Origin of the sequence: Sphingobacterium kyonggiense (assembly GCF_039536825.1) — a bacterium.
GTDB classification, from domain to species: Bacteria; Bacteroidota; Bacteroidia; order Sphingobacteriales; family Sphingobacteriaceae; genus Sphingobacterium; species Sphingobacterium kyonggiense.
On record NZ_BAAAZI010000009.1, the window covers coordinates 125897 to 141530 of the forward strand.

12 protein-coding genes are annotated in these 15634 nt (G+C 34.8%); all 12 read left to right on the forward strand.

The features are described from left to right. The first annotated feature begins 20 nt into the window (after window positions 1-20). The 12 genes from ABD676_RS11270 to ABD676_RS11325 all read left to right on the forward strand — a co-directional run bounded on the left by ABD676_RS11270 (window position 21) and on the right by ABD676_RS11325 (window position 15612). On the forward strand, window positions 21-767 hold the full coding sequence (locus ABD676_RS11270) for a GIN domain-containing protein (protein WP_344674783.1): 747 nt from the start codon (window positions 21-23) through the stop codon (window positions 765-767). Window positions 768-784: 17 nt separating this feature from the next. Further along, the gene (locus ABD676_RS11275; RefSeq protein WP_344674784.1) at window positions 785-3202 is read left to right on the forward strand and encodes an ABC transporter permease; all 2418 of its coding nucleotides are present in this window, start codon (window positions 785-787) and stop codon (window positions 3200-3202) included. Between the two features lie 40 nt (window positions 3203-3242). After that, on the forward strand, window positions 3243-5618 hold the full coding sequence (locus tag ABD676_RS11280; protein WP_344674785.1) for an ABC transporter permease: 2376 nt from the start codon (window positions 3243-3245) through the stop codon (window positions 5616-5618). Window positions 5619-5664: 46 nt separating this feature from the next. Beyond that, window positions 5665-6918: a TolC family protein gene (locus tag ABD676_RS11285; RefSeq protein ID WP_344674868.1), complete on the forward strand. Its 1254-nt coding sequence runs from the start codon at window positions 5665-5667 to the stop codon at window positions 6916-6918. 656 nt (window positions 6919-7574) lie between these two features. Beyond that, window positions 7575-9545, forward strand: coding sequence for a TonB-dependent receptor plug domain-containing protein (locus tag ABD676_RS11290; RefSeq protein ID WP_344674786.1), 1971 nt, complete (start codon window positions 7575-7577; stop codon window positions 9543-9545). Window positions 9546-9549: 4 nt separating this feature from the next. Next, window positions 9550-10614 (forward strand): HmuY family protein, encoded by a 1065-nt coding sequence (locus ABD676_RS11295; protein ID WP_344674787.1) that lies wholly within the window; start codon window positions 9550-9552, stop codon window positions 10612-10614. Between the two features lies 1 nt (window position 10615). Then, window positions 10616-11482, forward strand: coding sequence for a heme/hemin ABC transporter substrate-binding protein (locus ABD676_RS11300; RefSeq protein WP_344674788.1), 867 nt, complete (start codon window positions 10616-10618; stop codon window positions 11480-11482). Next, window positions 11479-12528: a FecCD family ABC transporter permease gene (locus tag ABD676_RS11305; RefSeq protein ID WP_344674789.1), complete on the forward strand. Its 1050-nt coding sequence runs from the start codon at window positions 11479-11481 to the stop codon at window positions 12526-12528. The genes ABD676_RS11300 and ABD676_RS11305 overlap by 4 nt, the downstream gene beginning before the upstream one ends. Next, entirely contained in the window at window positions 12529-13302 is a 774-nt protein-coding gene (locus ABD676_RS11310; RefSeq protein WP_344674790.1) for a heme ABC transporter ATP-binding protein, read from the forward strand. It abuts the gene before it with no gap. Window positions 13303-13313: 11 nt separating this feature from the next. Then, window positions 13314-14345: a hemin-degrading factor gene (locus ABD676_RS11315; RefSeq protein WP_344674791.1), complete on the forward strand. Its 1032-nt coding sequence runs from the start codon at window positions 13314-13316 to the stop codon at window positions 14343-14345. Next, a complete protein-coding gene (locus tag ABD676_RS11320; protein ID WP_344674792.1) occupies window positions 14342-15163 on the forward strand; it encodes a ChaN family lipoprotein in 822 nt (273 codons plus the stop codon). Before ABD676_RS11315 ends, ABD676_RS11320 begins: the two co-directional genes overlap by 4 nt. Window positions 15164-15273: 110 nt before the next feature. Next, window positions 15274-15612: a DMT family transporter gene (locus ABD676_RS11325; protein WP_344674793.1), complete on the forward strand. Its 339-nt coding sequence runs from the start codon at window positions 15274-15276 to the stop codon at window positions 15610-15612. Window positions 15613-15634 lie beyond the last annotated feature (22 nt).

Consider the following 15634-nt stretch of genomic DNA (forward strand, 5'->3'; position numbering starts at 1 on the left):
CAATCAAAATATAAAACACCATGAAAACATACATCATCATTGCCCTTTTAGCAGTAACATCATTTGCAAAAGCACAAACTAAGGAAGTTCGTAAAATTCAACAACCAAATAGCATATCAGTAAGTACCGGTATACATGCTGTCATTGTTAATTCTAACAGAAATGAGGTTGTTGTAGAAGCCGATAACCAAAAGAATATAGATAAAATCCTAACAGAAACTAAAAACGGAAAGTTAGTCATTCAAATAAAGCCCAACTCCCAAATACAAAATGTCAAACAGTTGCAGATAACAGTTTATACCAACCCAAATATGAACTCGTTTGAAGTTCAATCAAATGGAAGTATTGAATTATCAGAAGCCATCAAAGTAAGTAAGGTTGATATCAAAGTAAGTTCAAATGGAAAAATGAATGCTAAATCTATTACTACTGGTCAAGCGGAGGTTCATGTTAGTTCAAATGCTAAATTAGACTTGCTCCTAAATGCAGATAATCTAGATCTAGATGTGAGTAGTAATGCAAAAGCGAATATCTCAGGAAATACGCAAAGTTTAGTTGCTAATAGCACCTCCAATGCGACCGTAGATTTGTCAAATCTAAATGCTAAAAATGTAAAAGCAAGTGCCTCAAGTAATGGAACACTGCAATTGAATGCGTCTCAAAAACTTGATGCCAATGCTAGCTCTAATGGTCGTATCAGTTATAGTGGAAATCCTAAAACGACCAATTTTGATAAGAGCTCTAATGGCCGTATCAGTGCAAACTAATATTAAAATTTAAAGTCATGTTAAAGAACTGGTTTAAAGTCTTTCTATATAATTCACTTCAGAACAAGTTATTCTTCTTGTTAACAGTCTTTGGTCTTGCCATAGGCATGACAGGAGTTATATTAGCCATGTTATACTGGGAAGATGAACATGCTTATAACAATTGGGTGCCTGATAAAGAGAAAATTGCGGAAGTTTCTATTGATTTTAATGAAAACAAATGGGCTTGGATGATCGCACCTGTTGGTACTTGGTTAAAAGAAAAAAGTCCCGAATTAGATAGTTATTTATATTATGCCCCTAAACAGCTGAATGAACCATTCCAAATTGCTGGGAAATCAATCTACATTAAGGATATTTTAAATACACAATCCAATTTCTTTGATTTTTTTCCATTTGAAATCATCAAAGGAAATGTGTTGAAATTTAAGGGAGAAGTCAATTCAGTGGCATTGGAAGAAAATACAGCATTTCAACTATTTGCAGATGAAGACCCAATTGGTAAAACCATAACTTCTTCATCAGGGGCAATGTTAGTTGTAACAACGGTTTACAAAGGCAACCCTAGCACCTCTTTTCGCCCTAATATGGTTTTCCACTTATTGGATGAACAAATTAAGAATGGAGTAGCTAATAACAACACTGGTGATTTCCTTTACGGTTTGCTAATTAAAGCGAAAGATGAAACTCAATTGCCCATTATCCAAAATCAGTTGAATAGTATAATGGATGAATTCTTAACAAGCCCTCGTGCTAAAGATACAGGATTATCTAAAGAGGATTATATTTCAAAACATGGCGCTATTGCTGTTCATTTAATGCCTTTAAATCAAGTTCGATTAAATAATACAGACTTACCTTCAGGGCTACCTGCAGGCAAAGGAAATTACACGTTCTTATATATTAATGTTGGATTATCCATTTTGATATTAATTATTTCCATCTTTAACTACATCAACCTTTCTACAGCATATGCTATGAAACGGGCCAAAGAAATAGGTGTTAGAAAAGTTGTAGGCAGCACTACCAAGAATATTGTATTTCAACTGATATTTGAAACTGCAATAACCACACTGATTTCCATAGTTCTAACATTAGCTTTAGTAGAGGTTCTTTTACCATTTTATAATTCCTTGTTGGATAAGGATCTTCATGTACAACTTTTAAACTACGTCCCTTTCTTTTTAGGACTTCTCCTTCTTGTTATTTTGCTCGCTGGCATTTTACCAGCCATGTATATTGCCAATTTTGAAATCTTAAAGGTTATTAAAGGAAATTTCTCCAGAAGCCAATCTGGCATTTGGATACGGAATACCATGATTGTCTTACAGTTTTGCATTGCTACATTTTTTATCATATCTGGAATTGTAGTTTCTGTGCAAGTCAATTATGCCATGAAGAAAGATTTAGGATTTCAAGCGGATCAAAATATCAGTATTGATTGGACAAAACGTTCAGAACATAAGTTGCAAGATTATGAACTGATGAAACAAGAATTGAAAAAAATCCCAGGTGTAAGCGATGTTACTGCAGCTACGTTCGTCATTGGTCGTGGTGCTTCTTCTTCTACTAGTTTTAACTACAATGATAAAACTGTACAATCTCAAAATATGGGTATCGATTTTAATACCCTAGACATGTACAATATTAAGGTTGTGGGAGGTCGAAACATTCAGGTAAACCTCTCATCCGATACCACTGATGCTGTTTTGCTGAACAAAACAGCGGTTGAAATGATTGGTGAAAAAGAAATATTAAATAAAACAATAAAATGGAATGGACGTGACTTGAAAGTTATTGGAATTGTTGATGATTTTCATTTAGCAGGACTAGATAATAAGATACCACCAATGACCTTTTTTCACCTCAAAACAGTGTCTTGGATGCAAACTAACCTAAACAGTTTGATTATTAAATTAAAGCCTGAAGATATGGATAAAACCATTTCCCAAATTGAAACGTATTGGAAATCAAATGTAGATGCCGAAAGACCATTCAGTTTTGAATTTGTGGATCAGCAATTTGCGAAAACCTATGCTCAATATGTAAAACAACGTAATGTCTTCAGTATTCTAACGGTTGTTGTTATTAGTATTGCACTTTTAGGCTTATTCGCCTTAGCATCCTATACCATTGAACGTCGATATAAAGAAATTGCCATCAAAAAAGTTCTAGGAGCTGAAACAAAGGAATTAGTTTTAAATCTTATCAAGCAATACATCATTCTACTTACTGTTGGTTTTATCCTAGCGATTGTTCCTAGCTATTACCTAATGCAGAAATGGTTAGAAAACTTTGCCTATCGTATTGATTTACCAATATATGCTTTCTTTATGGCTTTAGTCATGATGTTTGTTCTAACCATGCTTATTGTATTGGGAAAGGCAATTTCAGCAACTCGTATTAATTCACTCACCTACATCAAATACGAATAACATGTTAAAGAACTGGTTTAAAATATTCTGGTATAACTGTATGAGGAACAAGTTCTTCAGCTTGTTAACTGTGGTCGGTTTGGCGGTAGGTTTTGCCATAAGTATGTTGGCTCTATCCTATTGGACAGCAGAAAAATCCATAAACCAATGGAATTCGGAAAAGGAGAATATTTATCAAATTGTGCGTACTCCTTTATCTAAAGAATATTCTACAGCATACCAACCTAATATCATGTCCTATTATCTAAAACAGAAGGATTTGATAGCAGATTACTGTTATTTGGATGGGTTTTATCATCAAGAAAGTTATGCTTTCAAAGGTAAGGTTGTCAACACAAAAAAGAACTTCAGATCTCAGGGGAATTTTTTTGAGTATTTCCCTTTTGAAAAGATAACAGGAAGTTATCAAGGGTTTAAAGAAACTGTCGATGCTATCGCCTTAGAGGAATCTTATGCAATATCTCTTTTTGGAAATTTAACGGCTGGGATTGACCAAATCATTACAGATAGTTATGGCAAAGCATGGACCGTTAAATTAATCTATAGGTTAAATGCAAAATCATCTGTACTTCCAATAGCCATCAATACCTATTGGAATAAAAATGTTCAGACAGAAGATTATGGATGGTTTAATTTCGGTGCAGGATCATTGATCAAACTAAAGGAAAATGTGTCAAAAGAAACATTAACTAAAGAGATTTATAGTGCCTATGAAAGCCACCTTTTAGCCATGAGTGCAAAAAATAGGGGAATTAGTCTGGAAGCCTATAAAGAAGAAGGTAATGATATAATCTTCACCTTAGAGCCCTTATCTAGATTGTACCAGGAAAGTAAGGCCTCTCTCCTTCCAGAAGGTTTAAGCAATCACCTTTTTCTCTATTTGAATATTGGTTTTGCTGGATTGATTCTATTATTGTCACTCATCAATTTCATTAACCTTACAGCTACCCAAGCTTTAAAACGTGGAAAAGAAATGGGATTAAGAAGGGTTATGGGAAGTAATTCATGGACATTTTACTTGCAATATCTATTTGAAACAAGCCTAATTTTTGTTAGTTCCTTTGTACTTGCACTCGTTTTGGTGGAGTGGACTAGCCCATTCTATAATCAATTATTGAACTTCGATATAGTTGTTGGACTAAAAGAAATATCAATTTTCTTTATCAGCATGATCCTTATGGTTCTTGTGGTGAGTAGTTTTCCAGCCCTCTTCTTATCAAATATACACTTGCAAAATATGCTGAAGGGGCAATATGGAAGTAGTAAGGCTGGCAAATTTGTCCGTAATGCTTCCCTGGTACTTCAGTTTGCAATTGCCACCTTTTTTATTTTGGTGAGTGTAAATGCCAATAAACAAATCGATTTCTTAGGTAAAATGAATTTAGGTTTTACAGGAGATCAAATTATCCGTATTAACTTTCAACCCAATCAAAAGAAGAATGCTTTTGAGTTTTATAAGACATTTGAGCAGGAACTCCGGAAAGTACCTGGTGTCCAGGACTTGTCCGTAACGAACTTCTCCTTATCAGATGGAGTGACGGTCAGCAGTACCACTGTAAATTACCAGACGAATACCTCTCAGGTAACTAATATCGGGATGGATGAGCATTTTTTGGACATGCTTCAGATCAAATTAGCTGCTGGCCGTTCATTTGATTCTAAATTGGCATCAGACTCCTTGGAATCTATTCTCCTTAACGAGACAGCTGTAAATGAATTAAAAATGGCTGATCCGCTAAATAAAGTCATCAAATGGTGGGGTAAAGACCGAAGAATCATTGGTGTGGTCAAAGACTTCAATTCTTTCGACCTGGAACAAAATGTGAATCCCATGATTTTTGTTAACCTCAATGGAAATCCTGATGTAAATGCCTATGTAAATTCCATTTACGTAAAGATGGATGTTAGCAAATTTGAAAATGGTATTTCTGCATTAGAAAGCTTTTGGAAGAAAAGAGTGGATCAATATTTCCCCTTTGAATATGAATTTGTGGATAAAGCATTTGCGAATACGTATGCCAAATATGTACAACAACGTAATTTATTCAATATCCTAAATAGCATTGTGGTATTTATTGCTTTACTTGGCTTATTTGCATTGGCATCCTTTACCATTGAGCGTAAATTTAAGGAAATTGCCATTCGAAAAGTATTGGGTGCAGAAACGCCAAATCTGTTAAAGCAACTGACAATGGTTTACTTTATACTGTTTCTGCTTGGATTTTTACTGACCGTAGTTCCCTCCTATTATTTGATTCAATCTTGGTTGGAAAACTTCGCCTATCGCATTGAAATATCTTGGATTTCTTACCTCATAGCTTTTGTCGGTTTGTTACTATTAACCATGGTTACTGTTCTGAGCAAAGCTTACAAAGCAACGAAAATCAATACTTTATCTTACCTAAAATATGAATAGGTTTATTACAATATTTTGTTTGAGTTTAGTTAGCCTTCTCTGTGGAATGCCAACATGGGCATTCTCACAGACCAAGGTGTTAACACTAGACGAATGCATTCAGCTCGGTTTGGAAAACAAACTTGACTTTAAAATTGAACAACTTAAGGTTTTACGTATGAAGAAGGCAAAACGTTCAACTGCCAGCAGGTTCCTTCCTCAAATCAATGCCTACGGTTCGCATCGATATTTGTTTGGATCATCCATTGATCCTGCCTCTAATACACGTGTGAGCTCCAACATACAGTCGGATAACCTGGGAATTGAAGGTTCTTTAAACTTATTTAATTTTAATGAACTATGGGAGTCAAAACTTAGTAACGATGACTTTTTGATCGCTCAACAAAATAAAGCAGTAATCGAACGTGAATTTATCCTTCAAGTTATTCAGAAGTATTATGATGCCTTGGCAGCACAGGAATGGCAAAAAGTTATTGAAGGTCAACTAGTAAATTCCAAACAGCAATTAGAAAGGATCCAGAAAGAGGTTGAAGATGGCGCAAAGCCAGAGAGTGATGAACAAGATATACAAGTGGTAGTCATTCAAGAAAAAAAGCTGCTCCTCCAAACACAACAAGAAGAGGCTAATCAGAAGTTGAGCTTAATGCAATTGATTAATAATCAGGATTTATTGCCTGATAACATAACTTTAGTATTTAACAAGGCAATTGCTGTTCCGAATACCCTAGAAATTCAAAATCATCCAGCTATTCAATTGGAAAAACTGAGATTGGGAAAAATGGAGCATGAATATACCCAACTATTAGGCCCTGTGCTTCCAAGAGTTAGTCTATCCTATGATTATGGAACATTTTATTCCAATAAGATTAAAGATATTTTTGATACTTCCTTACAGTTTGGCAGTCAATTAAGAAATAATAAAAATCAATTTTTAGGCTTGAACTTAAGTATTCCTATCTTTTCTCGTGGTGATCGTCTACAAGCCAGGCGTTTAAAGAAGATGGAGTTTTTAGAACAAGAACAGCTGATTTCCAAGACTACTTTGGACCTAAACAATAAACTTCAATTAGAAAGACAGAAAATCAAACAGTTCGACGAATTACAACCTAGTCTGATTGTACACATGAATTTTGCAGAGAAATCCTTAGAAACAACACAGACAAAATTTGAATTCGGAAGAGTAGATATATCTGCCTATAATGCAGCAAAAAATCAAGTGCTTAATGCTTCTTATGATTATCTTAAAAATCAATTATACAAGGCAATGTCTATCAATATTATGGAAACAATGATAGAATAATAAATAGCTCCTAAACAAATAATTGAGAACTTTTACTGTTTATACTGAATGACCGTCTGATTAATTATTAGACGGTTTTCTTTTTTAAGAATCTCTTCAGTTATTTTAAATAATTTCAACATTATAAGATTAAATCCACTTCCCATTCTCTTCTACTTTCAAACTAATATTTCAAATCTCATGTCTCATATCTCCTATCTAATTAAAGGAGTTTCCTTCGACACTCCTTCGGATCTCCTTCGGAACTTGTTCGGAACTCCTTCGGATCTCGTTCGGTTAGGAGCGAACGAGATCCGAAAAAGATCCGTATAATTTCCTTTGAAATTCCGATAGTGTATTAAGGCAATCATGTATCTACTACCTAAGTATATATAGGGGGATTAGTATTAATATTTAATCAGCATCTTATTTTTATGGATGTATTCCCCTATTACTCTAGTTGATTATTATTGCTTAATATTTTTAAAAATTTCCGATTATTAAATTAAAATTTCCTTTTACGTCCTTTAGTTATTTGGAACAATTCTAAACAAGACCTATGTTTGTATCATTGTTTATAATGATTCTAAATAATGTTGTCGAAACAAATATATATCCTTTCTCTACTTCTGTTTACAAACAGTGCTATACATGCTCAAACCAAAGATTCTATAGCAATGAATAAGCAAATAGATGAAGTTGTGGTAACTGCGCAGTTTAAACCAACCTCATTAAAACAATCTGTTTATAATGTGAGAGTGATTAACCGAGAGGAAATTATTCGACGCGGAACTGCAGATATGCAGACAATATTACAAAACCAATTAGGTATTCGATTTTCAAATGATTTAGTGTTAGGCGAGTCGGATATTCAATTAATGGGGATGTCCGGACAAAATGTAAAGATTCTATTGGATGGCATCCCTATAATTGATCGAGGGAGTACGAAACAGAGTCTGTCACAAATTGATGTGAACAATATTGAACGAATAGAAATTGTTGAAGGTCCTGTTTCCGTATTATATGGCACGGATGCTTTAGCTGGTGCTATCAATATCATCAGTATAGATCCTACCAAATCGAAAAAGAAATGGAATGTAGGATTGCGAATGATCGAAGAAACGGTCAATACGGAATATAGACCGGGTGATAAAGAAGGAAAACATAACGTACATGCTAATCTTCAATTTCAAGATAGGGATTGGTATATAAACTGGACTGGTAGTCGCAATACTTTTGGTGGATATCAAGGAAAGGAAACTGGAAGGGCATTAACTTGGCAACCTAAAGAACAGTGGTTGACCAGTGGTAAACTAGGTTATCATAAAGACCATCTGCATATATTCTATCAACTTCAATATCTAAATGAGGATATTTTTACTCCTGGAGAAATTTTGCCTAGCTATCGATATACCGATAAAAATTATTTTACAGATCGTTTTACCCAAGTTCTTCAAGGCAAATGGTCTCTCACTGATCGGTTCCATTTATTGGGGTCACTTACTCAACAAAACTATAAGCGTTCGACTGTTACTAAAATACATAATTTGGAAACAGGTACCGTGGAATTGAGTACTCAGGCTGGAGAACAAGATATTTCTAAATTTTCACAAACATTTGCGCGGTTAACTGCTAATTACCAGCTGCATTCTACCATAGACATTCTTGCTGGTTTAGATTTTGATTTTGACCGTGGATCCGGGGCTCGAATACAAAATAATGCAGAGCTTTATGATGTAGCAGCCTATATTTCTGCAGATTATAAGCCATTCAAATGGTTGTTGGTTCGCCCTGGGTTACGGTTCATTCATAATTCCATTTATGACTCCCCTCCTGTTATTCCATCTATCAACAGTAAGTTTATCATCAATTCAGATTTTGATTTGAGACTATCATATGCTAGGGGTTTCAGAGCACCAAACTTACGTGATCTCTATTTTAATTTCTTTGATACGAATCACCAAATTGAGGGGAATACAAATTTGAAAGCAGAAAACAACAATAGTTTTATTGCAAACCTTAATTATCAAAAGTCCTTAACGAAAGATTTCCTGTTAAAAAGTTCCATAAACGGTTTTTATAATCGATTTAATAACCTGATAATATTGAGTTTAAAACCAGGGGATAATAGAATAAATACCTATCAGAATTTAGATTTCTATAAAACTACTGGTGGAAGTTTAGAAAATCAACTTCACTATAAAAACAGTCGTCTAGATTTGGGCTTAGCTCTGGTAGGAAGATTCAATAGGCTTAAGGAACAGTATCCGGACTTAAAGGAATTTTTATGGACACCGGAATTGAATGCTTCATTTTCGCAGGATATACCAACGTGGAGATCCAACATTTCTATTTTCTATAAATACAATGGAAAACGGCCTGGCTTTGAAACAGTTCAAGAGACTGACAATCAAATTTCTGCTAGACAGACTTCTATTTCAGCATTTCATCAGTTAGACCTTAGCTTGAACAAGGATCTTTTCCGAGGACTAAGCGTCCAAGCTGGCGTTCGAAACCTAACAAATACTACAGATATCAACAATACTGCAAATACCGGTTCAGGAGCACATACATCAAATGTATCGTCGGTACCCATTGCTTATGGACGCTCCTACTTCTTTGGATTACTCTATAATTTGAATAAATAACAAAATGAAAACAAATACTATTTACGCTGCCGTAGCTTTACTAGCACTTATAACTTTTGGATCCTGTGAAAGAACAGAAAGTCCATTACCGGAAATAAAACCTTCAGATGGCAATAAATTGACCTTAAATGGGGGAATTGGCGGACTGGATGCCGCAAATGCTGTTTATGTTGACCTTAGTACTGATAAACAAGATTCCGTAAAAAGGAAAGATTGGTCATTGGGTTTTTATTGTGCTGCTGATTTTCGGGTAATTTTAAATTATCAAGTTGGAATGTCTGCAATTGAAACTTCTCAAACAGATATAAAAGCAGTTAACTCTTCGAATGTTGATCTTAGTAAATTGGATTACGACACGAAACCCGAAAAAATAAAGCTTTATGATGATACCGCTGGACGTGTAAATCAAAGTGTTATTACAGAGGTAAATGCGACGGAAAATCAAAACAAGGTGTACATCGTAAATCCTTTATTTGCATCCGTAAAGAAAGATGAACTATGGAAAGTTAAAGTTACTAGAAGTGGTACAAATGCATACAACTTGCAATATGCACCAATAGATGCAACCAATATCCAGACCTTAACCATTACAAAAGACAATACTTTTAATTTCAAACATGTCTCCTTTAGTAAAGGTGCAGTGAATGTAGAACCTAAAAAAGATGATTGGGACTTTGTATGGACCAAAGCTAGTTTCTATACGATGATGGGGCCTAATACTCCAGTTCCATATGCTTTTTCTGATTTGATATTCTTGAATCATGAAACTGGTGTTTCAGCTGCTGAAGTGGTTTTTTTGGATAAAGAAGGAAAGACAAATGGTAAACCATCCTATGATGAGTTTGATGCTAGCAAACTAAGCGCTATTAACTTGAAAACTGGACGTAATGTAATTGGTTCAAAATGGCGGAATACATTGGGTACAGGAGCGCTAAAGGATAGGTTTTACGTCATTAAAGATAAAGCTGGTAACATCTATAAGTTAAAGTTTATTGCGATGGGTGCAGGGAAAGATGGTGGTAAAAGAGGTTATCCTGAAATTGAATACAAACTTGTAAAAGGAAAATAATATGAAAAGAATTAACCCTTTATTTTTCTTTGGTATAATCAGCTTTACTATAAGTTCATGTAATATTTCCGGAAAAACAGACAATGGAAATATCGAAGTTGATTCGTTACGGATTGTCTCTTTGAATGGGACGGTTTCTGAAATTCTCTGTGATGCGGGCTTAGAAAAACAATTAGTGGGCGTTGATGTATCCTCCACCTACCCTATAAGTCTTAAGGAAGTTCCCAAAGTAGGTCATAATAAAAAGATTCCAATTGAGGCTGTTTTGGCTCTTAATCCGAACTTGATAATAGGAACTAAGGAAGTACCAACAGAAACGGTTGAACAGTTCAGACAAGCTGGAATGCGCGTAATTCTTGTTGATCAGGAATATAGCATTAACGGATCTAGAAATATGATCAAGTCTATAACTGACTCTTTGAAACTTAAAGTAAAAGGCGATTCCATTTTGAAAAGATTTGATCAAGATATTCAGTTGGTCCAAGCATTTGAAGCGGAAAATCCTAAACCTAAAGTTCTATTTATCTATGCTCGTGGTACAGGAACGATGATGGTTGGTGGAAATAATACACAAGTTGCTAAAATGATTCAATTGGCAGGTGGATTAAATGTTGCCAAAGACTTTGAAGAATACAAGCCATTGACACCAGAATCCTTAGTGAATTACAATCCTGATGTCATTCTATTGTTTAGTTCTGGTTTATCCAGCTTAGGTGATAAGAATGGATTTATGGAAGTGCAAGGCGTAAAACAAACGCGTGCTGGTAAAGAAGGAAAGATCATCAATATGGATGGGCAGTTATTATCTGGTTTTAGTCCAAGGTTGCCTAATGCCATAAAGGAACTGCATACTAAAATTCATGAATGATAGAAAAATATAAAAAGGTCTTCATTATCTCTCTACTTTTATTTCTATTTAGCTCCTGCACACTCTCCATATGTGTAGGAGCGATAGAAATACCTTTAGAAAGTTTAGGAAAGATCATATTAAAACAGTTGGATTCAGGTAATTCGGAAACCATCTATAATCAACAAGAAGCTGTATTGATGGCTATTCGAATTCCAAGAGTATTATTAGGGGTTTTAGTCGGAGGTACACTTGGTATTTCGGGCTGTGCTATTCAAGGGATTTTTAGAAACCCTTTGGCAGAACCAGGTTTAATAGGTATTTCATCTGGTGCATCACTTTTTGCCGTGATGTTCATCGTGATTGGAAACACACTTTTTAAAGGTTTGACTTTGTTTTTAGGCTATTATGCTTTAGCTGTTGTTGCTTTCATCGGAGCCTTATTGACGACTTCATTGCTGTATAAATTTTCAGTGAGAAATGGGAAAACGGATATTACCACGCTTTTATTGATTGGTATTGCTATCAATGCTTTAGCTGGTGCATTAATTGGTTTAATGACTTTTACAGCTAATGATGAGCAGTTGCGAACCATTACTTTCTGGAATTTGGGCAGTTTAGGTGGTGCAAATTGGAAATCAGTTATTACGATTTTGCCTTTTGCCTTGATAAGCATGTTTGGTTTAATGTATTTTGGAAAGTCTCTGAATGCGATGACCTTAGGTGAATCACAAGCACAACATTTGGGTATTAACTTACAAAAGACCAAACGTTCTATTGTTATATTATGCGCAATTGGGGTTGGTGCATGTGTTGCATTATCGGGTATCATAGGCTTTTTAGCTTTGCTCGTACCACATTTATTACGAATGGGAGTATCTGCTGATCATAAGTTCTTACTTCCTGCCTCTATCCTATTAGGCGCAAGCCTATTGGTCTTAGCCGATTTAATAGCTCGTACGATTGTAATTCCTGCTGAGTTACCAATTGGAATATTAACCGCGTTCATGGGTGTGCCAATGTTCATTGCCATTATATTAAAATCAACCAAAGAAAGGAGGATGTAGATGATTGAAGTAAAGGGATTAAATTATAAAATTCAACAGAACAATATCTTACAGAATATTAATTTTCAGGCTTCGGCCTATGAGTTATTGGCTATAATAGGTCCTAATGGGGCTGGAAAATCCAGTTTGCTGAAACTGATTAGTAAAGAAATATCAAATCAAATTGGGCAAGTAATGATTCACGGGAAGGAATTAAGCGGCTATAAGATAAATGAATTAGCCAAATTTCGTGCTGTACTCCCTCAAAATAACAGCATGAGTGTTAACCTACGGGTTAATGATATCGTAATGATGGGAAGATATCCTCATTTTGATAGAAACCCATCTCAGCTTGATCAAAAGATAGTGGATGTTTATTTGGAAGAATTGGGGTTACAGGCCTATAAGGAACGATTAATATATACACTCTCTGGAGGGGAACAACAACGTGTGCATTTGGCTCGAATTCTTGCACAGATTCATAATCAGAAAAATGCGATATTATTAATGGACGAACCCATCAACGGATTGGATCTTCAATATCAACAAATTATTTTGGAGAAAGCCAGAAAAATGGCCAATGCAGGAATGATTGTTATTTGTATTCTCCATGACATCAACTTAGCTGCCCAATATGCCGATAATATCTTGCTATTGGAGGATGGAAAGATTAAGAAGTGGGGGCCTCCTAAGGAAGTATTAAGTGAGGAAACCATATTTAGTATTTATCATACTAAAGTGAGGCGAATTAATGATATGAACCTGGGTTATCCAGGTATACTACCAAAAAATTAAAACATACAACCATGGAACTTATAAAAAATACAAGCGAATTATTTGAACGCTATCAACAATACAAAATAAAGAATCCAAAAGTTAGAATACGTGATGCTGCAAAAGAATTAGGGGTTACAGAGGTAGATTTTGTGAATTGCAATGAAAGTAATATTCAATTAAATTCAGATTTTGAAGCAATCCTAAATGAATTTAAGAGTTTGAAGGAAATACTAGCTATTACCAGAAACGATTATGCTGTTCATGAGCGAAAGGGAACATATAGTAAAGCAAGTATCAATAAACATATTGGACTTATTGTCAATCCAGATATCGACCTCCGGTTGTTTATGACAAATTGGAAATACGTATATGCGGTAAGTGAGAACAATAGAAATAGCATTCAGTTCTTTGATAAATATGGTGTTGCCATTCATAAAGTATATTTAACGGAAAACAGTAATGTAATTGCTTATCAGAAATTTTTAGACAAATATGTAAATAGGTATAAGGAGGAAGTATCAGTATTACCCTTCGAAGAAGAGGCTAAAGTTGAAACCCCAGATAAAGAAATTGATGTTATGGGATTTCAAGCTGCCTGGCAGGATTTGAAAGATACACATGCTTTCTTCCCCATGTTAAAGAAATTTAAATTGTCCAGACTACAGGCGTTACGATTAGCCCCAAAAGGATACAGTCTTCAGATTCCAAATAAGAAAGTAGAAAGTCTGATGAATTTAGTATCTTCATTAAAGCTTGACATCATGGTCTTTGTAGGAAATTCAAATTGTTTGCAAATTCATACTGGGCCAATAGAGAAAATTATTCGGACCGGACCTTGGCTCAATGTTTTGGATCCAATATTCAATTTACACCTAAAAGATGAGGCAATAGACCAAGTATGGATTGTTAAAAAGCCAACGGATATGGGTTTGGTTCATAGTGTGGAGGCTTTTGACAAAGTAGGGAATTTAATAATCCAGTTTTTTGGTAAAAGAAAGCCAAATATTCCTGAAAGTGAAGATTGGCGTTTAGTCATTCAGTCCTTAGAAAACGTAGTATGAGAAAAATAAGCCTGCTTTTTATTTTATTATTCACCAGTTTGTTTACTTGGTCCCAAGATTCCAATAGGATTTTAGATCGGACAGGTAAAGAGGTCAATCTTCAAGTTATTGTAGACGAAGCAAAAGTAAAACCATTATTATTTTTTGGGGAATTACACGATAATGCAGCAGGACACCAGCTTGAGATGAAGTTATTACAGGAATTGCATAAGGCTAATTCCAAGCAAGTCATACTTGCCATGGAAATGTTTGAGGCAGATGTTCAATTTGTAATTGATGAATACTTTGCAGGATTAATAAACCAAAAGAGTTTTGAACAAGAATCACGAATTTGGCCAAATTACAAAGAGGATTATAAGCCTATGCTGGAGTTTGCTAGAGAAAATCAATTGAAGTTAGTTGCTAGTAATGTGCCAAGGCGTTATGCGAATGCCGTATACCATAAGGGCGTAAATGTGTTAAGTGATTTTCCAAAATCAAGTCAAAAATGGATGGTACCATTACCATTGAAGGTAGATACCACGTTGAGCACCTATCGCGAAATGAGTGCGATGTTACCTGGACATGATGCCAGCAACATGATTTATTCACAAGCATTAAAAGATGCTACTATGGCTCATTTTATTGTGAAAAGCTGGAAAAAGGGACATGTATTATTACACGTTAATGGAGCGTATCACAGTAAAAATAAAGAAGGAATCATCACTTTCCTTCCAAAGAAATTACAGGAACTGACCATTACCATAAACAGCATAAAGGAAGCAGATTTTCAGAAAGAGGATTTAAATCTTGCTGATTATACATTAGTACTAAAATAAGTATTTAAGCAAATTATATTAAGGTCAACAAGTTATTTTGTTGACCTTCTTTTTTGATATGTCGGATATTCAGCTATTCTTTCTTAATTTTAGCTTTTTATTTTATACCTATGAAAATCGCATACTTTGTAGCCTTCTGGATTTGCCAAATCAGTTCCAGTATTTTATTTAAATATGGTGGGATAAATCCTTCCTTCAAATGGACAGGCTTAATTTTGGGCAATGTGATTTTATTATCAGCATCGTGGTTTTTAGTACAATTATTCAAAACCGTACCTCAACCAATTGTTATTGCCTTATGTTCTGGAGGAACTTTCTTAACTGTACAATTGGCTATGGCTCTATGGTTTAAGGAATCATTAAGTTGGATGCAGATTCTCGGTTCCTTAATTATTATTGTCGGTATGGTTATGGTAACTTTTGGCAATAAAACGCCAGTAAATCAATAATAGCCTTTTATTGGTTCTGTAC